Consider the following 25,555-nt stretch of genomic DNA (forward strand, 5'->3'; position numbering starts at 1 on the left):
GGCTGCTGGATCACTCGAACTGCGGCGGCAATTGATGGTGTCCGCCAAGCCTCAGCCAAAGTTCCAATTGCTCATATAGTCTGCCAGCCCCTGGGCCAGGCCAAGCGCGCCGTCTTGCGTCATCCCAGCAATCAATACGGCCAGCCCGATTGCGGCGGCGGCCAGGATAACCCAGTCAACGGTTATCGCTCCGTCGTCACTGGCAATGAATGACCATAGTTTCTTCATGTTGCGGACCTCGCTGCCCAAAGGGGTTCAAGGAACGGACCGGCCCGTCCTGAGCCGCCCCGTATGCTTAGGATCATTAAGCTTTATGAATGGGGCGTTAATTGGGCGTAATCCTGTGCATTTTGCCCAATAGCCAAGGAATGTGCATGGCCGTGCCGGGCGCTTCCCCTGGCAGTTCGAGGGAGTGACGCCTCGCTTTTCCATCTGAAGCGGGAAGCTGTGCTGCTAAGGCTGCGGCTGACTTTCAACAGGTCTGAACAAAAAAAGCCGCCCTCCGAAGAGGGCGGCCAGCATTGCGACTAAGCGATGCGGATCAGGTGGTGCCGCCGGAAGCGTCGGACGGTGTCTTGCCTTTCAGGTAGGAGCCGGTGTCGCTTGCCAGGTCGGATGCGCCGTCCTGCACTGCGGTGTAAACCACGCCGCCCAGTGCGGCGACAGCTGCGGTCAGCACGACCCAGTCAACGGTCACGGCGCCGGATTCGTCTTTGCGGAAGTCTTTGCGGAAGCTTTTGAAAAACTTGATCATGGTTTGGTCCCTCCAAAGGATCTCTGAATTAATGCTGTCCCGCCGTTCTGCCAGGGCCTGCTCTCTCACCTGCTTGGCCGCCGACCGGCTTGGATGAGTACATATAGCCAGTGGAGCGTGGCAGGATTGGGGCGAGAATTCGGAAATCGCTGCCTAATTTTAACTTTTTGGCAAGAAATGGCGGGCGGGCGAGGCTGCTCCTGCCTTCGCCGTTGTGTAATCTGCATTTGATGAAACTTGGCGCCTGCCAGGCCGCCGGCGATCTGCAAGCACAAGATGTAAGGCTTCGACAGAGGCAGGTCTGTTCAAGGCCGCGCTTAACTTGCAAGCCGTCTGAACAAAAAAAGGCCGCCCTCCGAAGAGGGCGGCCAGCATTGCGACTAAGCGATGCGGATCAGGTGGTGCCGCCGGAAGCGTCGGACGGTGTCTTGCCTTTCAGGTAGGAGCCGGTGTCGCTTGCCAGGTCGGATGCGCCATCCTGCACAGCGGTGTAAACCACGCCGCCCAGTGCGGCGACAGCTGCGGTCAGCACAACCCAGTCAACGGTCACAGCGCCGGATTCGTCTTTGCGGAAGTCTTTGCGGAAGCTTTTGAAAAACTTGATCATGGTTCGGTCCCTCCAAAGGATCTCTGAATGTGTAATCCCGCCATCTCGCCAGGGTCTGCTCTCTCACCTGCTCGACCACTGTCCGGCTTGGATGAATACATATAGCCAGTGCAGCGTGGCAGGATTTGGGCTGAAACCCGGAAATTGCTGCCCAATTTTTACTTTTCGGCAATACCTTGTGCATCTCATTGTTTTTGCAGTATTAATTTTTTGTTACCGCGGCGTGTCCCGTGATATTTCAGCGCCAGTCCAGGGCAAATAAGGCGGTTGCGCCAGATTCCGGGGCAGGAATACTGGCCTTCGGGCGTCAATTTTCACAGACTGGAGCGAACTGAAACCGCAGGCAGGCAGGGCAATGTCGTTCGGGAACACTGTATTGGCGCTGGCAGCCTGTGCCATGCCACTGGCTGCAGTGGCTGAGGAGGTGCAGCCCCGGCCTTTTCCGCAGTTTGAGGCCAAACGCATCAAGCCGCCGGCGCCCGGCAGAGGCAAGCGCATAACCATACAGATTGAGCCGGAACCTGAGCCAGCCCCCCCGGCGCCTGCGTTGAAAGCAGCCGCAGACAGCAGCGCAAAGCCGGCCGGCCGTTATGGGTGGTTCTGGGATAAGGTTGCCTTTGGACTAGAGGGATCGGGGCCGGGGCGTCTGGATGACGCCCTGCAGGCCTTGAGCGGAGCCAAAGGCCCGGCGGCCCCGAGGTTGCAACTGATGCAGGATATTGTGCAGGAACGCGGGGTGCAGATCCTGACCGAAAGCCTGGGCACCGAGGTGTCGCCGGCCTTGGTCCTGGCAGTGATCGCTGTCGAATCCGCCGGCAAGTCCGATGCGGTCAGCTCTGCCGGGGCGCAGGGGCTGATGCAGCTGATGCCCGATACTGCCAAACGTTTCGGAGTGAGTGACGCGCTGGAAGCGCGGCAGAACATTGCTGGCGGTATTCAGTATCTCGACTGGCTGATGGGGGAATTCGGCGGCGATCCGATTTTGGTGCTGGCTGGCTATAATGCCGGCGAAGGGGCTGTGCGCTCGCACCAAGGGGTGCCGCCCTTTGCCGAGACACGCGACTACGTGCCCAAGGTTCTGGCCGCCTATCAGGTGGCGCGCGGCCTATGCATGACACCGCCGCAGTTTTTGTCCGACGGATGCGTTTTCAGGTTGGGCAAGTAAGGCGCGATCAGCTGTCCCGCCGGTGTGTCCGACAGGTCCTCCATACGGCCATAGAGCCAGTTGCGGAAGTTCTCGTCGCGCAGCGGCAGAACAGCAATGATCAGGTCATCCTTGGTGCGGAATTGCTTGTACATGGAAGTCTTTGAGACGCCGGTTTCCCCGACCGGCTTGTCCATTTCCGCCGTGTGAAATCCGCTGCGGTAGAACACGTCCAGGGCTTTGCGGACCAATTCGTCCTGTTTGTGCGGGCGGATGATTCATCTCTGTGTGTACCGGTCTGTTCATTTTGGCGACGGAAGGGGCTGGCAACTCAAATCAATTTAACAAGCGAAAGCAGGGCATAACCGGAGTTCTGCCAGCCTGCCCAGCGGCCTGTCCGCAACGTCTTGAAATGGTGTGTTTTCTGCAAAGTTTTTGTTCTTTTCCTGTCACCGCGGCTATGGTGCAGGAATTGACAGGATTGAGCCGCATCATTTGGCTTTGAGAAATTGGAGACAGGAATTGGAATTGGGAATTGATCCGGCGGCTCTTGCCGCGGGTTCGCAAGAGGCCACCAGCACACTTACAATGCTCGGCCTGATCGCTTTTACCGGGATTTTCGGGCGGATGATGTTTGTCGCCTTTGCTCCGGGGCTTGCAAAGGTCAACCCGTTCAGGAATTTCTCGGGCCTGGGTTTTGTGCTGCTGGCCGCGGGCCTGTTTGCAGGTGCTTTGTATGTTTCGGGCAAACAGACCAAGGCAATCGTGCTGTTCAACCGGCATTTGGTGGATCCGGTCATCGTTACCTTGCTTGGCCGCGACAGCTGTGATCCGGCCAGGGGCAGTTTTTGCGTGGTGGTGTTCGAAGACGGCCAGGAGAAGATCGTCAATTGGTACGATAAGCGTGTTTACATGTATGAAATCGTCAACCCGCCCGAAGGCGCCATCTGGCACACGCAGCGCCCGCGCGCCCGGCCTGGGTCTGCTGCCGGGGTTTGACTGCAAACCAACCGGATGTGCAAAGAAAAGGCCCGCCGGAAACCGGCGGGCCCTGGTTGTCAGAACTGGTCCGGGATCAGTCCACCAGGGTGGCCTGGGTCGCGCTGCGGATCTCGTCTTCGCTGACACCATCCGCCAACTCAACGATCTTCAGGCCGCCGTCCACGACGTCCAGAACGCCCAGGTTGGTGATGATCCGGTCGACCACGCCCTTGCCGGTCAGCGGCAGGGTGCAATCCTTCAGAACCTTGCTGTCGCCGTGTTTGTTGGTGTGATCCATCACGACCACCACACGGCCGACACCCGCGACCAGATCCATGGCGCCGCCCATGCCCTTTACCAGCTTGCCGGGGATCATCCAATTTGCCAGATCGCCGTTCTCGGCCACTTCCATCGCACCCAGGATCGCCATGGCAATCTTGCCGCCGCGGATCATCGCGAAGGACTGCGCAGAATCGAAATAGGCGGTCTGCGGCAGCTCGGTTATGGTTTGCTTGCCCGCGTTGATCAGGTCGGCGTCCTCTTCCCCCTCGATCGGAAAGGGACCCATGCCCAGCATGCCGTTCTCCGACTGCAGGGTCACTTCCACACCTTCGGGGATGTAGTTGGAGACCAGGGTCGGGATGCCGATGCCAAGGTTCACATACCAGCCGTCCTGCAGCTCCTGCGCGGCGCGTGCTGCCATTTGATTACGGTCCCAGCCATTAGTATCTGCAGGCATTATGCTTCCTCCCGCTTGCGCACGGTGCGCTGTTCGATGCGTTTCTCGTGCTGGCCTTGGATGATGCGGTGCACATAAATGCCGGGCAGGTGAATCGAATCCGGATCCAGCGAGCCGGTCGGCACGATCTCCTCCACTTCAACGACACAGACCTTGCCGCAAGTGGCGGCAGGCGCGTTAAAGTTGCGGGCCGTCTTGCGGAACACCAGATTGCCGGTCTCATCCGCCTTCCAGGCCTTAACGATGGCGAGGTCGGCAAAGATGCCTTCTTCCATGATGTAGTCCTCCATGGCGCCGTCCGCACCGGTGGGGAACTGCTTTTCAAACTTGCCGTCGGCGATCACGGTGCCAACGCCGGTCTTGGTGAAGAAGCCCGGAATGCCTGCGCCGCCCGCGCGCATGCGCTCCGCCAGGGTGCCCTGCGGGTTGAATTCCAGCTCCAGCTCGCCGCTCAGGTACTGGCGCATGAATTCCGCGTTTTCGCCCACATAGGACGAGATCATCTTTTTCACCTGCCGGGTCTGCAGCAGGATACCAATGCCAAAATCATCGACTCCGGCGTTGTTGGAGGCAAAGGTCAGATCCTTGGTGCCTGCGTCCTTGATCGCCTGCAGCAGCAGTTCGGGGATGCCGCAGAGGCCGAAGCCGCCCGCAGCGATGTACATGCCGTCGTGAAGCAGCCCGTCGAGCGCTTCAGCAGCGTTGGAATATACCTTCTTCATGGAGTTCTCCCAGTATGCCGGTTGCGGGATTTCTGGCTGCCAGCTGGAGCAGAGTCAATGAATACGGAGACGGGCACGTATTTCTACGGAGAACTAGAAAGGGCAAGGCTCCCGCGCCCTCCCGGAGCACTTGCCTTCGGCAGATGCTCCATCAGCCTTGGGCGTGGCGCCGCTTTGCGGCGCAAAAGAAAGCCTTGCTGATAAGCCAATAAGGTCAGCTTTGCCCTTATTGGGCCGTCGCGAGAGTGAAACTGTTCTGCGCTGCGTCAAGGGCAAGCCGCTGACGCAGCAGCAGAGCCGTCCTTGACCCGTTGCAAAGCAGAGAAGGACGCGCGCATGACATGACCCGCGCCGCGTTAGCGGCGCCGGGCCCAACGGTGAGGGCGCATGGCAATGCGCCTGGAACCGGCGGGAGCGCCCCGCCCAAATCCACACCGCCGGTTGTCAGTCTTTCGCTGCGGCCTTTTTAGGGGCGGCCTTTTTCTTGGCTGCGGGCTTTTTGGCGGCGGTTTTCTTCTTGCCGCCCTTTGCGGATTTTTCCGCAATCAGCTCCATCGCCATCTCCATGGTCACGTCCTTGGGTTCCACGTCCTTGGGCAGGGTGGCGTTCACCTTCTCCCATTTGACGTAAGGCCCGTAGCGGCCGTCCATGATGTTGATAGCACCGCCGCTGTCGGGGTGATCCCCCAGCTCCTTCAGCGGTTTGGCAGCAGCCCGGCTGCCGCGGCGGCCCGGATTGGCGCGCTTTTCCGCCAGCAGTTCCACCGCCCGGTTCATGCCGATTTCAAAGACGTCGTTGGGGTCCTTGAGGTTGGCGTAGACCGGTTTTTCCTCATCTGGCAGCTGGTGCATCAAATAGGGGCCGAAGCGGCCGAAGTTGGAGACGATCACACCGCCTTCGGGGTGGTCGCCGATCTGGCGCGGCAGGCTGAGCAGGGTCAGCGCTTTTGCCAGGTCCATATCGTCCTTGCTCCAGCCCTTGGGCAGGCTGGCGCGCGGCGGCTTTTTGTTTTCCGGCGTTGCTTCGCCGCGCTGGACGTAAGGCCCAAAGCGGCCGGCCTTCAGATGGATCTCATCTTCGCCATCCATCCCCAGCAGCCGCTCGTCGCCATCAGCGCCTTCGCCGGCAATGGGGCGGGTGTAGGTGCATTCCGGGTAATTGCCGCAGCCGACAAAGCCGCCGGTGCGCGAGGTTTTCAGGTGCAGCTGGCCCGCCCCGCATTTGGGGCAGACGCGCGGGTCGGTGCCGTCTTCGCGCGGCGGATAGAGCTGCGGTGCCAGGGCGTCATCCAGCACATCCAGCACTTCGGTGATCCGCAGTTCGGAGGTTTCCGAAATGGCAGCCGAGAAATCGCGCCAGAACTTGCCCAGCAGTTCCTTATAGTCGCCATTGCCGGCACTGACGTCATCCAGTTCTTCTTCCAGGTTGGCGGTAAATTCATAGCCCACGTATTTGCGGAAGAAATTCAGCAGGAAGATGGTGACGATCCGGCCTTTGTCTTCGGGGAACAGGCGGTTCTTGTCCTTGCGGACGTATTCGCGGTCCTGGATTGTGGTGATCACGGAGGCATAGGTCGAGGGGCGGCCTATGCCCAGCTCTTCCATCCGTTTGACCAGTGTCGCCTCGGTATAGCGCGGCGGCGGCTGGGTATGGTGCTGCAGGGCCAGCACAGCGCCGTCCTCGGAGAGCACGGAGGCCTCTTTGCCGGCCTTATCAGCCTGCGCGGCCAGCGAAGACGCAAATTTCAGCGCTTCGCCCTGCATGATCTGCGGCAGGCGCTTGTCATCTTCGTCGGCCACATCATCGCGGCCTTCTTCGTAAACGCGCATGAAACCGTCAAACAGCATCACCTGGCCAGTGGCGCGCAGCACCACCTGTTTGTCATCCGAGCCGATGTCGACGGTGGTGCGCTCCAGACGGGCACCTTCCATCTGGCACGACAGTGTGCGCTTCCAGATCAGGTCATAGAGCTTGCGCTGATCGTCGTCCGTCACCTTCAGGCTGGCCGCATCGCGGCTCATATCCGTCGGGCGGATACATTCGTGCGCCTCCTGGGCGTTTTTCGCCTTGTTCTTGTAGATCCGCGGGGACGAAGGCACATACTCAGCACCATACCGCGTTTCGATCTCGGCGCGCGCGGCCTGCACTGCCTCAGGCGCCATGTCGATGCCATCGGTCCGCATATAGGTGATGTGGCCCGCCTCATACAGGCGCTGCGCGGCGTTCATTGTCTGGCGCGCACCCATGCCGAATTTGCGGCTGGCTTCCTGCTGCAAGGTCGAGGTCATGAACGGGGCAGAGGGGTTGCGGGAAGCGGGTTTTGCTTCGACCGACAGTACTGACAGCTGGCGCGAGGCCACGGCCTGCACCGCGAGTTCGGCAGCGGTGGAATTCTTCAGGCTGTATTTGTCCAGCTTGTCACCGCCCAGCACCGTCAGGCGGGCTTCGAACTCCTGGCCGCGCGGGGTCGCCATCTGGGCGCGCACGGACCAGTATTCCTGGGCGTTGAAGGCTTCGATCTCCATCTCGCGCTCGACGATCAGGCGCAGGCAGACGGATTGCACCCGGCCCGCGGACCGCGCGCCCGGCAGCTTGCGCCACAGAACCGGCGACAGGTTGAAGCCCACGAGGTAGTCCAGCGCGCGGCGGGCCAGATAGGCCTCGACCAGTGGCATGTCGACCTGGCGCGGGTTCTGCATCGCTTCGGTCACCGCTTCTTTGGTGATCGCGTTGAAGGTCACCCGGCTGACCGGCGTGTCCTTCTTGATCGAGCGCCGTTTGGTCAACGCCTCCTGCAGGTGCCAGCTGATCGCCTCTCCCTCGCGGTCGGGGTCGGTAGCGAGAATCAGCGCATTGTCCTCTTTCAGCGCGTCGGCAATCGCCTTGACGTGCTTGCGGGAATCATTGCCGACCTCCCAGGTCATGTCGAAATCGGCGTCAGTATCGACCGAACCATCCTTGGCCGGCAGGTCGCGCACATGCCCGTAAGACGCCAGAACCGTATAGTTTGAGCCAAGATATTTGTTGATTGTCTTTGCTTTGGCCGGGGATTCGACAACGACTACTGGCATAAATTCTGTAACCTCTTCGGACCGCTTCTGCGGGTTCTATGGCGGGGCAGGATGTGGGGCGCAAGGGGAGATTGTCAATCCAGGTGCATTGGACGCGGCGGGAAGCGGGATGTTTACGGTGATATTCCGACGGTTCGCGGCAGCCTGTTACTGCGGTCCGGCGCGGCAGGCAGGCGCAAGGCAAGGCACGCAGGGTCAGTCTTCATTTTCCGGAAAGGCCTTGGACAGCAACCCGCCCGGCTGGCGCCGGATCGCGCCTTCCAGCTCCAGATCCGTCAGCGCCGGGGCCAGCAGCTGCGGCGGCAAGGAAAGTTCGCGCAGCAGGTCGGACTCAGATGTGGGGGAGGGCCCGAGCCTGCCGAGGATCTGCTGATGCAGGGCGTTGGTCTGCGCAAGGCTGCGCCGTTCGGGCGGTTGCTGCGGCAGGCCGGCCAGGGCCTGCTGCGGGCTGCCAGCTGCCGGCGCCTGTTCCTGCGGCAGGTCTTGCGGCGGCAGCGCCTCCAGCACGTCAGCGGCACTGCGGACCAGCAGGGCGCCGTCGCGGATCAGCCTGTTGCAGCCGGAACTGCGGGCATCAAAGGGATGGCCGGGCACCGCCAGCACCTCGCGGCCGTAGTCCAGCGCGTCCCGGGCGGTGATCAGGCTGCCGGATTTAGCGGCCGCCTCCACCACCACAACGGCGCGGGACATGCCGGCGATGATCCGGTTGCGTTTGGGGAAGTCGCGGGCCTGCGGTGTCTTGCCCATCGGCTGCTCTGACAGGCGCAGCCCGGTTTCGCTGATTTCTTCGGCAAGCCGGGCGTTTTCTGCCGGGTAGATCACATCGGCGCCGCCCGCCAGAATGGCAATTGTTCCTGTTTGCAGCGCTGATTGATGCGCGGCAGTGTCGATACCGCGGGCCATGCCGGAAACAACGGTATAGCCAGCTTCGCCCAAGTTTTGCGCCAGCGATCTGGCCATGCGCAACCCCAGCGAAGACGCGTTGCGGGCGCCGACCATGGAAATCATCGGACGCCGCACTGCCGCAAGGTCGCCAATGGCCCACAACAGCGGCGGCGCATCTTTCAGGCTGCGCAGGAGTTCAGGGTATTCCGGGTCGGAAAAGCACAAAAGCCGCGCTTTGGCGGCTTTTGCGGTCCTAATTTCAGCGTCTACCGCCTTGGCGGGGCATGTTTCATACCCTTTGATACCTGCGGAACGTGCCACTTCGGGCAACGCATCCAGCGCGTTCTGCGCTGAACCATATTCGGCGAGCAGCCGGTGAAAGGTCACCGGGCCGACCCGTTTAGAGCGCAAAAGGCGAAGCCAGGAAAACCGGGTATCTTCCGTGGTGGGTGGGAGTGGGGGGTGAGTGGAAGAAAGTGTTTCTTCGGTCATCCGCAGCTCCGCCTGTTTGCAGAACCAGAATTAACCTTAAGGGGGTTAACAGGTGGTGAACGCCGGAGGGTTTTCGGCCAATTCCCCGAAAATTTTCTTAAGTAGCCGGAAAATGGGGGAAATTACCTTTCGCTCACAGTTCGAACGGGGAGGCATTGCCGTAATCCGGGCCGGCAGCACTGGCGGGCGGCCCGGATTTTTACGGTCAAAACATGGTTTTACCGAGAATTTGCGCTGCCTCAGGCCGCCGAGCCGCCCACCGTCAGGCCGCCCATCAGCACCGAGGGCTGGCCGACGCCGACCGGCACCCATTGGCCTGCCTTGCCGCAATTGCCCATGCCGGGGTCCAGCGCCATGTCGTTGCCAAGCCCGCGAATCTGCTTCAGCGCGGTGGCGCCGTCGCCGATCAGCGTGGCGCCTTTAACCGGTGCGCCGACCTTGCCGTCCTTCACCCGGTAAGCCTCGGTGCAGGAGAACACGAACTTGCCATTTGTAATATCCACCTGGCCGCCGCCAAATCCCACAGCCCAGATGCCGTCCTTGATGCCTGCGACCAGATCACCGGGATCGGCCGCGCCGCCCAGCATATAGGTATTGGTCATCCGCGGCATCGGCGCGTGGGCGTAGCTTTGACGCCGCCCGTTGCCGGTGGGGGAAACCCCCATCAGCCGTGCGTTCTGGCGGTCCTGCATGAAGCCCACCAGAACACCATCCTCGATCAGTGTGGTTTTCTGGCTGGGCGTGCCTTCGTCATCCACGGTAATAGATCCGCGCCGGTCGGGGATGGTGCCATCGTCCAGTACCGTAACGCCCTTGGCGGCGATCTGCTGACCCATCAGACCGGCAAACGCGGAGGAGCCCTTGCGGTTGAAGTCGCCCTCCAGCCCGTGGCCGATTGCCTCGTGCAGCAGGATGCCGGGCCAGCCGGGGCCAAGCACCACATCCATCTCGCCCGCAGGTGCTGGCACCGCATCCAGGTTCACCAGCGCAATCCGCAATGCCTCCTGCACCTGGGCCTGCCAGTGCTTGGGATCGACCAGCCCGTCCAGCCCCAGCCGCCCGCCGCCGTCGGCCGAGCCGCTTTCGCGGCGGCCGTCCTTTTCGACGATCACCGACACGTTGAACCGCGCCATGGGGCGGATGTCGCGCACCCGGGTTCCGTCCGCCCGCAGGATCTCTACCTCCTGCAGCGAGGCGGCCAACGATGCAGAGACTTGCACCACGCGCTGGTCCAGATCTCGCGCATAGGCGTCAACCTCGCGCAGGGTCTCCACCTTCACTGGAAAGGGCATAGCGCTGATCGGGTCGGCATCGGTGTACAGCTTGGCGTTGGTCGCCTGCGGCGCATCCGAATAGGTGCCGCCGCCGGTGCCGACTGCCAGCTTGGCCGTTTCTGACGCCCGCTTCAGTGACGCAATGGAGACATCGGTGGAATGGGCATATCCGGCCACATCGCCGTTCACAGCGCGCAGGCCAAAGCCCTCGGAGGCGTCATAGCTGGCACTGCGCAGCCGCCCGTCGTCAAAGGAAAGCGCTTCGGATTTGCGGCGCTCTGCAAAAATCTCGCCATCCTCCGCACCATTCAGCGCATCGCGCAAGCTGGCGAGGGCCTCATCCTCGGGGAGCGCGGTTTCAAAGGGACGGAAGGCTGGGTTTTCCATGGCACGGTCCTCGGATTTTTTTGATCTAAATCAAGAAAGCGACGGTTTGACGCTTGGCTGCCTCTTTATCTGTGTCCCCGAATATGATTTTAACCAGCGTCAAAGACAACGGGGCAGGTGCGTTTTGTGGGAATCAATCGATTCCCCCGTATTTCGTGCTGCCGCAGGAACAATGCGATCAACCGATCAGGACAGAACATGAAAAACGCTTTGATGCTTTCGGGCCTTTTCGCCGGCCTTTCAAGCCTTCCAGCAATGGCGCAAGAAGGTCTGAAAACCATTGGCAAGCCGGTTGACGGCGGCCTGAACTTCCAGCCGGCGGCGACTTCGCTGGCGGATGGCTTGCAGAGACTGGATTACATGATCCTGGTGATCATTACCGTGATCTGTGTTTTTGTTGCCGGTCTGATGCTTTACGCCATTGTCCGCTTTAACAAGCGCGCCAATCCAACCCCGGCCAAGTTCACCCACCACACCCCGGTTGAGATCGCCTGGACCATTATCCCGATCCTGGTGCTGGTGTTTATCGGTTCCTTCTCGCTGCCGCAGCTGTTTGCCCAGCAGGAAATCCCCAAGGCCGACATCACCATCAAAGTGACCGGCTACCAGTGGTACTGGGGCTACGAATACACCGACCACGAATTCGGCTTTGAGAGCTTCCTGCTGCCCAAGGACCAGCTGGCTGCAAACGGCTATGCCGAGGACGAGTGGCTGCTGGCCACCGACACGGCTGTTGTTGTGCCGTCGGGCAAGACCGTTGTGATGCAGGTGACTGCGGCTGACGTGATCCACTCCTGGACCATTCCCGCATTCGGCGTGAAACAGGACGCGGTGCCCGGCCGTCTGGCGGAACTGTGGTTCAACGTCGACGAAGGCAAGGAAGGCATCTACTTCGGTCAGTGCTCTGAGCTTTGCGGCAAGGACCACGCCTATATGCCGATCACCGTCAAGGTTGTGACCCAGGCAGAATATGACGCCTGGCTGGCAGGCGCCAAAGAAGAATACGCGGGCCTGCCGCAGACCTATCAGGTCGCCTCCAACTGAGACCTGGCCTTACGGAGCTTAAGAGCGCTTCGTGTGGTATAGTCAAACGACCGGGGTGCGCAGCAATGCGCACCTGTTGCTGCCAAAGGACCCAAGATGAGCGACGCAAGCATCAACGCAAGCCGTGCATATGAAGACGAGGCCAGTTTCGGCGACTACTTCGCCCTGCTGAAACCCCGTGTCATGTCGCTGGTGGTGTTCACCGCTCTGGTCGGGCTGCTGGCCGCGCCCGTTTCCGTGCACCCCGTCATCGGTTTCTGTGCCATCCTGTTCATCGCCATCGGCGGCGGTGCGTCCGGTGCGCTCAACATGTGGTGGGACGCTGACATCGACAAGGTGATGAAGCGCACCCGGGGCCGCCCGATCCCTGCCGGTAAGGTTGAGCCGGGCGAGGCATTGGCGCTGGGTCTGGCGCTGTCGGGCCTGTCGGTGATCATGCTGGCGCTGGCGGCAAATGTTTTTGCCGGCGTCTTCCTGGCCTTCACTATCTTCTTTTACGTGGTGGTCTACACCATGTGGCTCAAGCGCGCGACGCCGCAGAACATCGTGATCGGCGGTGCTGCGGGGGCCTTCCCGCCGGTGATCGGCTGGATTGCCGCCACCGGCACAATGTCGGTGGAACCCTGGCTGATGTTCCTGCTGACCTTCATGTGGACGCCGCCGCATTTCTGGGCGCTGGCGCTGTTCATGCGCTCGGACTATGACGATGCCGGCGTGCCGATGCTGACCGTGACCCACGGCCGCCGCGCCACCCGCGTCCATATTCTGGTATACACAGTCCTGCTGGCGGTTCTGGCTATTGGCACTGCATTCTCCGGCATCGGCGGCCCGCTGTATCTGGCCGCAGCGCTGGTCATGAACGCGCTGTTCCTGCATGGCGCCTGGAAGATCACCCGCCGCGATGAGGACGATTCCGAAAACGACAACTTCAAGGTGGAGCGCAGCTTCTTCAAACTGTCGTTGCTGTATCTGTTCCTGCATTTCGGTGCGATCCTGGCCGAAGCCCTGCTTAAGCCCTACGGGCTGGGAGGCTGGTAAGATGGCATTGCGCAAAGAGCATGAAATCCACAAGCGCCGCTCCGGCCTCAACAAAGGGGTCGGCATCCTGCTGGGCGCCTTTGTGGTGCTGGTGATGGCGCTGACCATGGCCAAGGTGACCTCGGCCACTTTCAAATTCCCGGACGCCCAGGGAGAGCAGAACTGATGGCGCTGCAGGGGCCGCAGAAAACTGTTGTCCAACTGGTGGGCGTTGTTGTCCTGATGGGCGGCCTCTCGTGGGCCTCGGTTCCGTTTTATGACTGGTTCTGCCGGGTCACTGGCTTTGGCGGCGTTACCGGCGTTGCCAGCACCGGTTCGGACAGGATTGTGGATCAGACCATCACTGTGCGCTTTGATGGCTCGAAACAGCGCGGCATGCCGTGGGAGTTCAAGCCGTCCCAGCGCGAGATGGAGATCAAGCTGGGGGAAACCGGACTGGCCTTTTATGAGGCCTACAACCCGACAGACCGCCCCGTGGCAGGGCAGGCGTCTTACAATGTGACGCCCTATCAGGCCGGCGGGTTCTTTGAAAAAATAGACTGCTTCTGCTTTACCGAGCAGGTGCTTCAGCCGGGGGAGCGGGTGCAGATGCCCGTGACCTTCTTTGTCGATCCCGAAATCATTGACGACCGGGACGCAAAATACGTGCATACGATCACGCTTTCGTACACGTTTCATGAAATCGATCTGCCCGAGGGCTATGCCGCCCTCGACACCGGGAATAACACCGGGGCAGGGGCAACCACGAACTAGGCCGCTTTGGTGAGGGACACTTGAATGGCGCACGCTAAAAATCACGATTATCATATTCTGCCGCCGTCGATCTGGCCGCTGGCCGCATCGCTGGGCACTTTTGTCATGCTGGTCGGCGCGGTCTTCTGGATGAAGGGCATCACTGCCTGGGCGTTCTGGATCGGCCTGGTTGCAGTTCTCTACTCGGCCTTCGCCTGGTGGTCCGAAGTTGTCGCCGAAAGCAAGGTCGGCGATCACACCAATGTGGTGCGGATCGGCTTGCGTTATGGCTTCATCCTGTTTGTGATGTCCGAGGTGATGTTCTTCTTCGCCTGGTTCTGGTCATTCTTCAAACATGCCATCTACCCGATGGAGACCTATATCGGCACCGAATACGTGGCGCCGGAGATCCTGCCGGTCGACCCGTTCCACCTGCCGCTGATCAACACCCTGGTCCTGCTGCTGTCGGGCTGTGCCGTGACCTGGGCGCACCACGCGCTGGTTCACAACAACGACCGCAAGGCGCTGATCCAGGGCCTGTCCATCGGCATCCTCTTCGGCATCCTCTTCACCTTCCTGCAGGGCTATGAATATGCCCACCTGCTGCACGAAGGCTGGCAGTTCGGCGGCGATGAGTTCTACTCGAACTTCTTCATGGCGACTGGCTTCCACGGTTTCCACGTTGTGATCGGCACCATCTTCCTGACCGTCTGCCTGATCCGCGCGATGAAGGGCGACTTTACCCCTGAGCAGCACGTCGGCTTCGAGGCCGCCGCCTGGTACTGGCACTTTGTGGACGTCGTCTGGCTGTTCCTGTTTGTCGCTGTCTACATCTGGGGCACTTCCGGCCTTTAATGGGCGGCCTCTAACGGGCGGTTTGTAACGGTTACATGTTTGCGGTTCCAAAAGCCGCAGACAGACCTTAATGAGCAAGGCGCGCAGGGCATCACGCTCTGCGCGCCTTTACTGTTGAAGCGGAGCGGCCCGGATGCGGCATGTCGGTTTTTTGGTGGTGGTCAGCGGTCTGGGGATCGCGATCCTGCTGGGCCTTGGCACCTGGCAGCTGCAGCGGCTGGCGTGGAAAGAGCAGGTCATCGAGGATATAATCTTCCGGCTGGCCGGATTGCCTGAATCCTTGCCAGCCTCCCCCGATGCGGCAGAGCACAAGTACCAAGCTGTGGATCTGTTCGGGACAATCTCGGGTGCGGAGCTGCACGTTTTGGTCAGCTCCAAGGAAACCGGTACCGGTTTCCGGATCATTCAGGCTCTGACGGAAGATAAGACAGGCCGCCGTATTCTGCTGGAACGCGGTTTCGTGCCCGAGGCAGCAAAGAACGCCGAACGCAGCACCGGCCCGGTCTATGTCGCCGGCAACCTGCATTGGCCGGTTGAGCGCGACAGTTTTACCCCGAAGAATGATCCGGACAACAATTTCTGGTACGCGCGCGATCTGGCCGAGATGGCCGCCGCGCTGAAGACAGAACCGGTGCTGGTGATCTCACGCGAGCCTCTCGGGGAAAATGTCCGGCCGATGGGGATCAGCACCAGCACCATCCCGAACAACCACTTGCAATATGCGATCACCTGGTTTTCGCTGGCCTTCATCTGGGCTGCGATGACTGTCTACTTCCTGCGGCGCAACCGCGCCAATTCCTAGAGAGCCAAGGCGATGAAATATATCTCGACCCGGGGCCAAGCGCCCGAGCTGACCTTTGAAGACGCGATGCTGACCGGGCTTGCCCGTGACGGCGGCCTCTATGTGCCGGCCGAAATCCCGCAGATGTCCCAGGATGACATCGCCGCACTGGCCGGTCTCTCCTATGAGGAAACCGCCTTCCGCGTGATGCGCCCCTTCCTTGGCGACTGTTTCACCGACGAGGAATTCCGCGCCATCATCGCCCGCGCTTATCAGGGCTTTGGCCACGCTGCCCGCGCGCCGCTGAAACAGCTGGCGCCGAACCATTTCCTGCTGGAGCTGTTCCACGGTCCGACGCTGGCGTTCAAGGATTTCGCCATGCAGCTGATCGGCCAGCTGTTCCAGACCGCACTGGAACGCCGCGGCGACCGGGTGACCATTGCAGGCGCCACTTCAGGCGATACCGGCTCGGCGGCGATGGAGGCTTTCCGCGGTCTCAGCAATGTGGATGTGTTCATCCTGTATCCGCATGGCCGGGTGTCCGAGGTGCAGCGCCGTCAGATGACCACGCCTGCGGATGCCAACGTTCACGCGCTGGCTGTCGATGGCGATTTTGACGATTGCCAGGCCCGTGTAAAAGACATGTTCAACGACTTCGGTTTCCGCGACGGCGTGAAACTGGCCGGCGTGAACTCGATCAACATCGCCCGCGTGCTGGCCCAGGTGGTCTACTATTTCTCCGCCGCTGTCTCCTTGGGCGCGCCGCAGCGCAGGGTCAGCTTCACCGTGCCCACCGGCAATTTCGGCGACATCTTTGCAGGCTTCATCGCCAAGCAGATGGGCCTGCCCATCGACCAACTGGTGGTCGCCACCAACCAGAACGATATCCTGCACCGCTGCCTGTCGGGCAGGGCTACTACAAGGGCGATACTGCGCCCTCGATCTCACCCTCGATGGACATCCAGGTGTCGTCCAACTTCGAGCGCGCGCTGTTCTATGCCTACGGTCAGGACAGCAAGGCTGTGGCGCTGTTGATGGATGAGCTGAGGAACGGCGGTTTTGACGTCTCCCAGGGCGCGATGCAGGCGCTGAGCGAGACCTACGTCTCGGGCCGCACCTCCGAAGAGGAGACCCTGGCGACCATCAAGTCCGAACTGGCCGCCTCGGGTGAACTGCTGTGCCCGCATGGCGCCGTGGCTGTGAAGGTTGCGAATGAGCACCGCACGGCCGATGTGCCGATGATCACGCTGGCCACAGCGCACCCGGCGAAATTCCCGGCAGCGGTCGAAGATGCCAGCGGCATCCATCCGCCTCTTCCCCGCGCATGGGCGACCTGTATGACAGGCCGGAACGGGTGACCCGGATCGCCAACGATCTGGCCGCCCTCGAGGATCACATCAGAAAGAATATCGCGAATTGACAGTTCAGCAGCACACACTCGCCAACGGGTTCCGCATCGTCTCCGAACACATGCCGGGACTGGAATCCGCGGCGGTCGGGATCTGGGTCAACGCCGGCGGCCGCCACGAGCGGCTTGAGCAGAACGGCATCGCCCATTTCCTGGAGCACATGGCCTTTAAGGGCACCAAGACCCGCTCGGCCCTTCAGATCGCCGAGGAGATCGAGGATGTGGGCGGCTATATCAACGCCTACACCTCGCGTGAGGTGACGGCATATTACGCCCGCGTGCTCAAGGGGGACGTGCCGCTGGCGGTGGATGTGATCGCGGACATCCTGCTGAACCCGGTGTTTGATGCCCGCGAGATCGAGATCGAGCGCGGGGTGATCCTGCAGGAAATCGGCCAGTCGCTGGACACGCCGGACGATGTGATCTTTGACTGGTTGCAGGAAGAAAGCTACCGCGGCCAGCCTTTGGGCCGCACCATCCTGGGTCCGGCAGAGCGCGTCAGCAGCTTCAACCGCGAAGATCTGCAGAGTTTCGTGGCTGAGCATTACGGCCCTGGCCAGATGATTCTGGCTGCGGCCGGCGGCGTCGATCACGATGTTCTAATCAAGTTGGCCGAGCGGCTGTTCGGCCACATGGAAGCCAAGCCCGATTTCACCGCTGAAGGCGCGCGGTTCACCGGCGGCGAGGCGCGGCAGGTAAAGGATCTGGAGCAGGCGCATTTCGCCCTGGCGTTTGAGGGCCCCAGCTATCGCGACCAGTCGATGTATACCTCGCAGATCTACGCCAGCGCACTTGGCGGCGGCATGTCCTCCCGGCTGTTCCAGGAAGTGCGTGAAAAACGCGGTCTGTGCTACACGATCTTTGCGCAGGCCGGGTCTTATGCCGATACCGGCGCGATGACGGTCTATGCCGGCACCTCTGGCGAGCAGCTGGAGGAACTGGCAGGCATCACCATCGACGAGATGAAACGCGCCGCGGACGACATGACCGAGGCCGAGGTCGAACGCGCCCGCGCCCAGATGAAGGCCGGGATGCTGATGGGGCTGGAAAGCCCGTCGAACCGGGCTGAACGGCTGGCGCGACTGGTGCAGATCTGGGGCAATGTTCCGTCGCTGGAGCACACGGTTGAGCGGATTGAGGCTGTGAGCACAGGCGATGTGCGCGGCATGGCCGAGGAGATGGCGGTTTCCGCACCGGCGGCTCTTGCGCTTTATGGCCCGGTTGCAGACGCCCCGGCGCTGGAGAGGCTGCAGGAGAGGCGCGCCGCCTGATGCTGCTGAACCGCCGCAAGGTCCGCATTGAAACCGAGCGCCTGACTCTCAGGCCGCCGGTGCATGCGGATTTTCACGGCTGGGCGGCGCTGCGGCTGCAGAGCCAGCCGTATCTGACGCCGTGGGAGCCCAGCTGGGCGGCGGATCATCTCAGCCGCAAGTCGTTCACCAACCGGGTCTATTGGGCCCGCCGGTCGGTGTCTGGGGGCACGGCGCTGCCGCTGTTCCTGATCCGGCGGTCCGACAATATGCTGATGGGCGCGATCACGCTGGACAATATCCGCCGCGGGCCGGCCCAGGCAGGAACACTGGGGTACTGGACCGGGTTGCCCTTTGCCCGCCACGGCTACATGCGCGAGGCGATCGGCGCGGTGGTGCATCACGCCTTCAGCAAACTGGATCTCAGCCGGATTGAGGCTGCATGCCTGCCGGAAAACCAAGCTTCCCGCGGGCTGCTGGAGAAATCCGGCTTCAAATACGAAGGCGTCGCCCAGTCCTATTTGCAGATCAACGGCCGCTGGCGGACCCATGTTCTGTACGCTTCGCTGCGCCACGACCGCCGCGGCAAAACCCTGACGGGCCAGGCATGACCGCAGGCGCACAGGCAGCCGGGAACTCCCGCCCGTCGCTGGTGCATTGAAATGCACCGCTCCCGTTGGGGGCAGCGCCGCACCTGCGGTGCGGCGCTGCCCGGCCTTGCGGCCGCAAAGATTTCCGCGGCCTGCCGTGGCCGCGCCCGGCGCAAATTTCCGCCCCGGGGGCTGACAACTGCGGTTTGCGCCCTAGAACCTGCTTCATGCGCGGCTTTTGCTGTCTCCTTTGGCTAATCCTCTGTGCCACTGCCCTCCAGGCCCAGGAGCGGCGGGCGAGCCATTGTATCGCGCTGGCCGGGGCAACCCCTGGCCTGGAGTATCTGCACCAAGCCGGCTGGCAGGATCCTGTTGCCCAGGACAGCGTGCAGATCCGCTATATCGCGCATGCTTCCTTCCTGCTGCGCACCGAAGGCGGGCTGAATGTGGTCACCGATTTCACCGGCTTCACCGGCGCTGCGCCGCTGGTCCCGGATGTGGTCACCATGAACCACGCCCATGAAACCCATTGGACGGCGCATCCCGATCCAGCCATTCCCCATGTGCTACGGGGCTGGGGGCCGCTTGAGGACGGGATAAAACATCATCTGGACCTAGGCGAAATGCTGATCCGCAATGTCTCCACTGACATCCGCAACATGTTCGGAGGCGTGGCAGCGCACGGCAATTCGATCTTCGTTTTTGAGGCGGCTGGCCTCTGCATCGGCCATCTGGGCCATCTTCACCACGTGCCAACCCCGGAACAATATGCGGCGCTGGGGCGGCTGGATGTGGTGATGGCGGCGGTGGATGGCGGCATTACCCTGCCGCTGGATCAAATGCTGGAGGTGCTGGGGCGGTTGCGTTCCTCCGTCATTATCCCGATGCATTGGTTCAGCGACGCATCGCTGCAGCGCTTCCTGGCCCGGGCCGGCCCTGAGTTTGATGTCGTGAATGAAGGCAATAGCGCCCTTACGGTCTCCCTGCGCAGCCTGCCCGGCCGTCCGACGATCCACGTGCTGCAGCCGAAGTACCTAGCTGAAGAAGGGTGACCTGCCTTGCCAGCCGGTGCCGCTTCCGGCATGGATGAGGCATGATGCTGAACTCTGCAGATACTGCTTTTGCCAACCACCTCTCGAACCTGCTGCCGGAAGGCGTGCTGAGGCCGCCGGAGCCGCGATATCTTGAGGAACCGCGCGGCCGCTACCAGGGGCAGGCAGGGGTGCTGGCCTTGCCGCAGACGGTGGAGCAGGTCTCACGGCTGATCCGCGAGGCCAATGCCGCCCGGGTGCCGGTTGTGCCCTATGGCGGCGGCACCAGCCTGGTCGGCGGCCAGGTGATGCCGGATGGCCCGGCGCCGCTGGTGCTGTCGCTGGAACGGATGAAGGCAATCCGGTCGGTCCACCCGCAGGAAAATGTCCTGATTGCCGAAGCGGGGGCCATTCTGGCGGATGTCCAGACAGCGGCGGAAGAGGCAGGGCGGTTGTTTCCCCTGTCGCTGGCGGCAGAGGGATCAGCCAGGATCGGCGGCAACCTTTCGACCAATGCCGGCGGCGTCAACGTGCTGCGCTATGGCAATGCACGCGACCTCTGCCTGGGGCTGGAGGCGGTGCTGCCTTCTGGAGACATCTGGCGCGGGCTGTCGCGTTTGCGCAAAGACAACACGGGTTATGACCTGAAAAACCTGCTGATCGGCGCCGAGGGCACGCTGGGGGTTATCACTGCCGCCGCGCTGAGGCTGTCGCCGATCCCTGTCACGCAGGGAACCGCGCTGTTCACAGTGAAGGACCCTGCTGCTGCCATTGCGCTGCTGGCTCTGGCCCGCGACCACGCCGGCGAAACCGTCAGTGCTTTTGAACTGATCCACCGGCAAGGTCTGGCGTTTCTGGCGGAGGCTCTGCCGGAGATCCGCCAGCCGTTTGACGAGGCACCTGAGTGGTGCGTGCTGATCGAATTGGGCTTGCCGCAGGGCGTGGTTGCTGAGGACACTCTGGCAGAGTTGTTCGAAGCCGCAGAGGCGGCAGGACTGGTTGCGGATGGCGTGATTGCCCAGTCCGGATCCCAGCGGCAGGCGCTGTGGGCGGTGCGCGAGAATATTCCGCTGGCCAACAAGGCAATCGGATCGGTTTCCAGCCACGACATCTCGGTGCCGATCTCGGATATTCCTGCCTTCATCGAACGGGGCAGAGAGATGGTCGCAGGCCTTGGTGATTTCCGCATCAACTGCTTTGGCCATCTGGGGGACGGCAACCTGCACTACAATGTGTTCCCGCCAAAGGGGCAATCCCGCGACCAATTCAGGCACCTGCGTGAAGCAGTGAAAACGGCGGTGCATGATCTTGTTCATGCCTTTGGCGGCTCTTTCAGTGCTGAGCACGGGGTCGGGCGGATGAAAACGGGCGACCTGGAACGCTATGGCGACCCGGTCAAGCTGGCGGCCATGCGGGCAATCAAGCAGGCACTGGATCCCAACGGCATCATGAATCCTGGCGCGGTGCTGAAGGCCGGCTGACCCGTCCGGGCATTTCCAAGATCTCCCGCAGCCGCATCAGCCCGGCTGCGCCGGACCGCCTGGCGGCTTTGGGCCCGGCGCCGCGCATCCGCGCGGCGTGCCCTTTCAGGCCCATGCGGGCCGGAAAGGGCTATGCCCAACGGGAAGAGCCGTTCGCAAGAATGGCGTTTGACTCGCGGGAGCCCCCGGCCCGGACGCTGTCCTTACAGTGCTCAGAGGCCGTCGAATTCGCATAGCACATGCACTTCCATGCCCATGCTCTCCAACAGCTTGCGGCCACCGAGTTCCGGCAGGTCGACGATGAAGGAGCAAGAGACAATCTCGCCGCCCAGCCGCTCGATCAGCTTGATGCCCGCGCCCGCAGTGCCGCCGGTTGCCAAGAGGTCATCAACTACCAGGATCTTCTCGCCCGGCTTGATGGCGTCGTCGTGGATCTCGACAATCGCCTCGCCGTATTCCAGCTTGTACTCTTCGCTGATGGTGGTGCCGGGCAGCTTGCCTTTCTTGCGGACCGGCACAAAGCCGACGCTCAGCTGATGCGCAATGGCGCCGCCCAGGATAAAACCACGTGCTTCAAGCCCGACCACTTTGTCGATCCGTTCGCCGGCATAGGGATGCAGCATCTGGTCGATCGCCATGCGGAACCCGCGCGGATCGGCAAACAGCGTGGTTACATCGCGGAACAGGATCCCTTCATGCGGGAAATCAACGATGGTGCGGATGTAATCCTGGACGGCGGGCTTCTTGGGCATCGGCTTGGTTCCCCTTGGCGCAACTGAGACAGCAGCCCGGCAGCGTTACCAGGCCATGGGCGGTTTGGCCGATGCAGCGCTGTCATGCAAGGGGAACCGTGAGCATGCGGTTCGGGGCTGCCGCAGGAGGCCTGCTGGCACTGGCCGCGGGCGGGGGCAGCAGCGCGGGATAGGTCACCGGGGAAAACGGGTGCTCCAGCGCATCAGCGCTTCCAGCGGTCCGTTTCTCGCAAAGATGTTCCAGATCCAGACCAGAACCATCGACAGGGCGCAGAAGCCAAGCGAGTAGCCGAAGATCCGGGAGGTGCCGAGCGAACCGTCCAGCTGGCCCATGGCTTCCAATGTGCCCATTCCCAACAGGATATGCGCCGCATAGAGGCTCAGCGCTTGCCGCCCTGGTGCTGCCAGCCATTCCCCCAGCCCAGCCTTGTCCAGCGCCGGGCCGATCGCCAGCATCAGCCCGGTCACGGCAACCGCGGTGCCGGAGGCTGCGATAATGTAGAACGGGCCAGGGGGAATGGCGCTGGTGCCGAAGAGTTCGGCCAGCTCAGGATCCTGCAGCAGCATCCCGGGCAGGGCGCCCAGCACTGCCGCTGCCACGCCCCAGACGATCATGCGGGCCTGAACCCGGCGGCTGGCCAGATCCAGGCGGCCGATCCACATGCCCAGAAACAGGAACGCGGCCCAGGGAAACACCGGATGCCAGCCGTTGAAGAAGGAATGGCGCAGAAAACCTTCCAGCGTCCAGAACTCCGCGTAAGTCAGTGTGTCCCAGTTCCAATGCGCCTCGTAATCCAGCAACAGCAGCCCTGCCAGCCCGATCACCAGCGTGCCCGCAGCGGCCCAAAGCAGCGTCCGGCTGGAGACGGTCAGGAACGGCAGCGCCACCAGGAAATACAGCGCATAGAAGTGCAGGATGTCGGCGTCGAATATGGTCAGGTTCAAAAGGCCGATCGCAAACAGGAACACAGCGCGCCGGAACATCGTTGCCCGGTCCGGCGTACCCAGCGACACCCCGATTCCTGCCAGCACCACAAACAGCGCGGCTGCGCGGCCCTCCAGGCTATTGGTGAACAGAGAGATTGCATCGGTTCCCGGCGCCACCTGCGCCGCAATGCGGAAGTTGACCAGTACCATGCCGCAAAAGGCAAGGAAGCGGGCGATGTCCAATCCGTGAAGGCGCATGAAAGAGGTCCTGAAATCAGCTACGTCGAAGCAAGGTCTGCTGCAGGATAAAGGGACGCAGCCCGGTAAAGAAAAGAGGCGGCCCTGAAAAGACCGCCCGATAGTTCAAAACTGTTGCAGCCTTGGATCAGCCCAGAACCCGGCCCGCCACTGCATCCAGTTTGGCCAGCAGAGCAGGATCGCGTTTCCCGGGTGCAGTCATGATCGCATATTCCAGCGCCTTGTCGCAGCCATGCGGGCAATCCGCACGATCCTGGCCCAGCAGACCGGGCAGGCGGCGGACCAGTTCGCGGGCATTGGCAGAGTTGCCCTGCAATGTTGCAATGATATCAGTGATTTCCACCGCGCCGTGTTCCGGATGCCAGCTGTCGTAATCGGTGACCATTGCCACCGAGGCATAGCATAGCTCCGCCTCACGGGCGAGTTTGGCTTCGGGCATGTTGGTCATGCCGATCACATCGCAGCCCCATTGCGCGCGGTACATCTTGCTTTCCGCCATGGACGAAAACTGCGGCCCCTCCATGCACAGGTAGGTGCCGCCGCGGTGGATGTTGATACCTGCATCCTTGCCCGCTGCTTCGGCGGCGTCCGAGAGCCGCTCGCAGGTCGGATGCGCCACGCTCACATGGGCCACGCAGCCGGTCCCGAAGAAGCTTTTTTCGCGCGCGAAGGTCCGGTCAATGAACTGATCCACAACAACAAAATCGCCCGGCGCCATTTCTTCGCGAAACGACCCGCAGGCAGAGACCGAGAACACGTCTGTCACCCCCAGCCGCTTCAGCGCGTCGATATTGGCGCGGTAGGGAACTTCGGTCGGGGAATGCACATGGCCGCGGCCGTGGCGGGGCAGGAAGGCCATTTTCACTCCGTCCAGGGAGCCGGTCAGGACCTGATCCGACGGCGCCCCCAAGGCGTTTCGACCGAGACCCACCCGGCGCCTTCCAGCCCGTCGATCTCGTATATGCCCGAGCCGCCGATCACGGCAATCATGGTTTCACGGGGTTCTGATGCGGTCACGTGCTGCCCTCCTGATGCTGCTCGTTGGGATATGCACAAGCGGGGCCGGATTTGGCAAGAGCAAGGTGATCAACAGCGGACGGCAGGTGTGCCCCCCTGTGCACCGGTGTGTGCCGATGGCGCGGGAGCCTCCGGCGGGAGTATTTTTGAAAAGATGAAACAGCGGGAGCCACTCGCGCCGTATAATCCCAGCAAGCGCTGCGGCGCGGGCAGCGCGAGGAGAGGGACAAAGCGAACGCCCAAATCTTAACGAGCGCTAAAGTTAAGCGTCAGCCCTTTTGACCAAATGTTTCGCGCGCGAAACATTGCGGCAGAAAAGCTGACCTATTTGAGGTGTCGCAGGGCCGAACCCAATCACAGGAAAGCCGAATGGCCATCTGTGGTCAGCGGCGCGGTTGCGGTGGCGTTCGGCAGGCAAAGGCGAAAACCCGCCATCTGGCGGGTTCTCCGGTTTCGCATATCCCGGGCTCAGCCTTCGTAGTCGGGCAGGGCTTTCAGCTCGTCTTCGGTCATCGAGATGTAGACGCGCAGGTCCGAGCCGTCGTCGGCACGCAGGATGTCGATCTTCGACAGTTCCAGCTCAACCGGTTTTTCGCCCAAGCCAAGGAAACCGCCAACGTCGATAACGGCGGCCTTGACCTCGCCGGCATCAGTCAGCAGAAGTTCGGAGACTTCACCGATCCACTCGTCATTAGAGTCATAGGCTGCTGCACCAGTCAGCTTCTCGGCGGTCAGATCGGTCTCTTCCGCAGTCATGTATCCTTCGCGCTCTACCGGCACCCGGGGCTGCATTGCCGCTGTGGCTTCAGTGTCGGTCATGTGTTCAGTGGACCCGGTTTCTGCGGTGCCGGTTACCTCAGCCTCTGCTTCAACCTCTGCTTCGGCTGCGGCATCTGCGGCTTCTTCAGCTGCGGCTTCGGCTTCCGCGGCGAGCTCGCCTGCTTCCTCGGCAACCGTATCAGCAGCCCCTTCTGCCGCAGCCCCGGCTTCTGCAGCAATCTCTGCGCCTTGTTCGGAGATCGCCTCGGCAGCCTCTTCGGTGGCCGTATCGGATGCGAAGGCAGGGAAAGTTGTCACGGCGGCCAGCGCCGTGGAGAGTAGCAGCTTTTTCATGACCATTCTTCCTTAATCTAAAGTGGCTCGTGGGTGAGCACTCGATGGAAAAACGCCCGGCAGGGGTGTTCGGTTCCCAGAGGGCTGCGAAAAACCGCTGGAGGCGCTTCAGGTCCGGGCAAAGGGCCGTGTCCAGGCATTGGCCGGGTGCCGTGAATATCCCGTACCCTTGCCCCATTGGCGTATTTCCGCTAGGGGCGGGCTGCGGACACTCCCCTTCC

The 25,555-nt window shown here is 61.9% G+C and carries 24 protein-coding genes and 2 pseudogenes; 13 read left to right on the plus strand and 13 right to left on the minus strand.

All coding sequences use genetic code 11. From position 1 onward, the window contains the following. Positions 1–51: 51 nt before the first annotated feature. The 3 genes from ETW23_RS25035 to ETW23_RS04610 all read right to left on the minus strand — a co-directional run bounded on the left by ETW23_RS25035 (position 52) and on the right by ETW23_RS04610 (position 1,361). A complete protein-coding gene (locus ETW23_RS25035) occupies positions 52–228 on the minus strand; it encodes a hypothetical protein (RefSeq protein WP_167738077.1) in 177 nt (58 codons plus the stop codon). Positions 229–541: 313 nt separating this feature from the next. After that, positions 542–754 carry a Flp family type IVb pilin gene (locus tag ETW23_RS04605; RefSeq protein WP_134829275.1) on the minus strand — a complete coding sequence of 71 codons (213 nt, stop codon included), beginning with the start codon at positions 752–754 and terminating at the stop codon, positions 542–544. Positions 755–1,148: 394 nt separating this feature from the next. Further along, on the minus strand, positions 1,149–1,361 hold the full coding sequence (locus ETW23_RS04610; RefSeq protein ID WP_134829275.1) for a Flp family type IVb pilin: 213 nt from the start codon (positions 1,359–1,361) through the stop codon (positions 1,149–1,151). 397 nt (positions 1,362–1,758) lie between these two features. On the opposite strand from ETW23_RS04610, the gene ETW23_RS04615 reads away from it, so the two are divergent. Beyond that, the gene (locus tag ETW23_RS04615; RefSeq protein ID WP_247676754.1) at positions 1,759–2,526 is read left to right on the plus strand and encodes a lytic transglycosylase domain-containing protein; all 768 of its coding nucleotides are present in this window, start codon (positions 1,759–1,761) and stop codon (positions 2,524–2,526) included. Here ETW23_RS04615 and ETW23_RS04620 read toward each other — a convergent pair. Then, entirely contained in the window at positions 2,451–2,756 is a 306-nt protein-coding gene (locus ETW23_RS04620) for a TetR/AcrR family transcriptional regulator (RefSeq protein WP_247676752.1), read from the minus strand. The genes ETW23_RS04615 and ETW23_RS04620 overlap by 76 nt on opposite strands. 271 nt (positions 2,757–3,027) lie before the next feature. On the opposite strand from ETW23_RS04620, the gene ETW23_RS04625 reads away from it, so the two are divergent. After that, positions 3,028–3,504, plus strand: a complete 477-nt coding sequence (locus tag ETW23_RS04625) for a hypothetical protein (RefSeq protein WP_134829277.1) — start codon at positions 3,028–3,030, stop codon at positions 3,502–3,504. Positions 3,505–3,580: 76 nt separating this feature from the next. On the opposite strand, the gene ETW23_RS04630 is transcribed toward ETW23_RS04625, so the two are convergent. The 5 genes from ETW23_RS04630 to tldD all read right to left on the minus strand — a co-directional run bounded on the left by ETW23_RS04630 (position 3,581) and on the right by tldD (position 11,057). Continuing rightward, complete coding sequence (locus ETW23_RS04630) at positions 3,581–4,225, minus strand: 3-oxoacid CoA-transferase subunit B (protein WP_129371721.1); 645 nt, start codon at positions 4,223–4,225, stop codon at positions 3,581–3,583. Beyond that, positions 4,225–4,947 (minus strand): CoA transferase subunit A, encoded by a 723-nt coding sequence (locus ETW23_RS04635; protein ID WP_129371720.1) that lies wholly within the window; start codon positions 4,945–4,947, stop codon positions 4,225–4,227. The genes ETW23_RS04630 and ETW23_RS04635 overlap by 1 nt, the downstream gene beginning before the upstream one ends. A gap of 444 nt (positions 4,948–5,391) precedes the next feature. After that, on the minus strand, positions 5,392–8,019 hold the full coding sequence (gene topA, locus ETW23_RS04640; protein ID WP_134829278.1) for a type I DNA topoisomerase: 2,628 nt from the start codon (positions 8,017–8,019) through the stop codon (positions 5,392–5,394). 195 nt (positions 8,020–8,214) lie between these two features. Further along, a complete protein-coding gene (gene dprA, locus ETW23_RS04645) occupies positions 8,215–9,396 on the minus strand; it encodes a DNA-processing protein DprA (protein WP_134829279.1) in 1,182 nt (393 codons plus the stop codon). Positions 9,397–9,635: 239 nt separating this feature from the next. Continuing rightward, the gene (tldD, locus tag ETW23_RS04650) at positions 9,636–11,057 is read right to left on the minus strand and encodes a metalloprotease TldD (protein ID WP_134829280.1); all 1,422 of its coding nucleotides are present in this window, start codon (positions 11,055–11,057) and stop codon (positions 9,636–9,638) included. Positions 11,058–11,255: 198 nt separating this feature from the next. Between tldD and coxB the strand changes: the two genes are divergently transcribed. From coxB to ETW23_RS04705, 11 genes and pseudogenes are all read left to right on the plus strand, one after another. Then, positions 11,256–12,101, plus strand: a complete 846-nt coding sequence (coxB, locus tag ETW23_RS04655; protein ID WP_129371716.1) for a cytochrome c oxidase subunit II — start codon at positions 11,256–11,258, stop codon at positions 12,099–12,101. Between the two features lie 96 nt (positions 12,102–12,197). After that, positions 12,198–13,139: a heme o synthase gene (cyoE, locus tag ETW23_RS04660; RefSeq protein ID WP_129371715.1), complete on the plus strand. Its 942-nt coding sequence runs from the start codon at positions 12,198–12,200 to the stop codon at positions 13,137–13,139. A gap of 1 nt (position 13,140) precedes the next feature. Continuing rightward, on the plus strand, positions 13,141–13,305 hold the full coding sequence (locus ETW23_RS04665) for a cytochrome C oxidase assembly protein (RefSeq protein WP_129371714.1): 165 nt from the start codon (positions 13,141–13,143) through the stop codon (positions 13,303–13,305). Next, entirely contained in the window at positions 13,305–13,892 is a 588-nt protein-coding gene (locus ETW23_RS04670; protein WP_129371713.1) for a cytochrome c oxidase assembly protein, read from the plus strand. Before ETW23_RS04665 ends, ETW23_RS04670 begins: the two co-directional genes overlap by 1 nt. Positions 13,893–13,916: 24 nt before the next feature. Next, positions 13,917–14,726, plus strand: coding sequence for a cytochrome c oxidase subunit 3 (locus ETW23_RS04675; RefSeq protein ID WP_129371712.1), 810 nt, complete (start codon positions 13,917–13,919; stop codon positions 14,724–14,726). A 133-nt stretch (positions 14,727–14,859) separates the two neighbouring features. Beyond that, on the plus strand, positions 14,860–15,528 hold the full coding sequence (locus tag ETW23_RS04680; protein ID WP_134829281.1) for an SURF1 family protein: 669 nt from the start codon (positions 14,860–14,862) through the stop codon (positions 15,526–15,528). A 12-nt stretch (positions 15,529–15,540) separates the two neighbouring features. Continuing rightward, a pseudogene (thrC, locus tag ETW23_RS04685) lies at positions 15,541–16,927 on the plus strand (threonine synthase). Further along, on the plus strand, positions 16,924–18,186 hold the full coding sequence (locus ETW23_RS04690) for a pitrilysin family protein (RefSeq protein WP_134829282.1): 1,263 nt from the start codon (positions 16,924–16,926) through the stop codon (positions 18,184–18,186). Before thrC ends, ETW23_RS04690 begins: the two are co-directional and overlap by 4 nt. Next, positions 18,186–18,776, plus strand: a complete 591-nt coding sequence (locus ETW23_RS04695) for a GNAT family N-acetyltransferase (protein ID WP_129371708.1) — start codon at positions 18,186–18,188, stop codon at positions 18,774–18,776. Before ETW23_RS04690 ends, ETW23_RS04695 begins: the two co-directional genes overlap by 1 nt. Before the next feature lie 206 nt (positions 18,777–18,982). Further along, complete coding sequence (locus tag ETW23_RS04700; protein ID WP_134829283.1) at positions 18,983–19,807, plus strand: MBL fold metallo-hydrolase; 825 nt, start codon at positions 18,983–18,985, stop codon at positions 19,805–19,807. A 41-nt stretch (positions 19,808–19,848) separates the two neighbouring features. Beyond that, a complete protein-coding gene (locus tag ETW23_RS04705; RefSeq protein ID WP_134829284.1) occupies positions 19,849–21,267 on the plus strand; it encodes an FAD-binding oxidoreductase in 1,419 nt (472 codons plus the stop codon). A gap of 212 nt (positions 21,268–21,479) precedes the next feature. Here the strand turns inward: ETW23_RS04705 and ETW23_RS04715 are convergent, their stop codons facing one another. The 4 genes and pseudogenes from ETW23_RS04715 to ETW23_RS04730 all read right to left on the minus strand — a co-directional run bounded on the left by ETW23_RS04715 (position 21,480) and on the right by ETW23_RS04730 (position 25,334). Beyond that, entirely contained in the window at positions 21,480–22,019 is a 540-nt protein-coding gene (locus ETW23_RS04715; RefSeq protein ID WP_134829286.1) for an adenine phosphoribosyltransferase, read from the minus strand. 174 nt (positions 22,020–22,193) lie between these two features. Beyond that, a complete protein-coding gene (locus tag ETW23_RS04720; protein ID WP_134829287.1) occupies positions 22,194–23,204 on the minus strand; it encodes a DUF418 domain-containing protein in 1,011 nt (336 codons plus the stop codon). 127 nt (positions 23,205–23,331) lie between these two features. Continuing rightward, positions 23,332–24,194 (minus strand): annotated as a pseudogene (locus ETW23_RS04725) (S-methyl-5'-thioadenosine phosphorylase). A 495-nt stretch (positions 24,195–24,689) separates the two neighbouring features. Further along, positions 24,690–25,334 (minus strand): PRC-barrel domain-containing protein, encoded by a 645-nt coding sequence (locus tag ETW23_RS04730; protein WP_167738078.1) that lies wholly within the window; start codon positions 25,332–25,334, stop codon positions 24,690–24,692. Positions 25,335–25,555 lie beyond the last annotated feature (221 nt).

Source organism: Leisingera sp. NJS201 (assembly GCF_004535885.1).
Taxonomy (GTDB): domain Bacteria; phylum Pseudomonadota; class Alphaproteobacteria; order Rhodobacterales; family Rhodobacteraceae; genus Leisingera.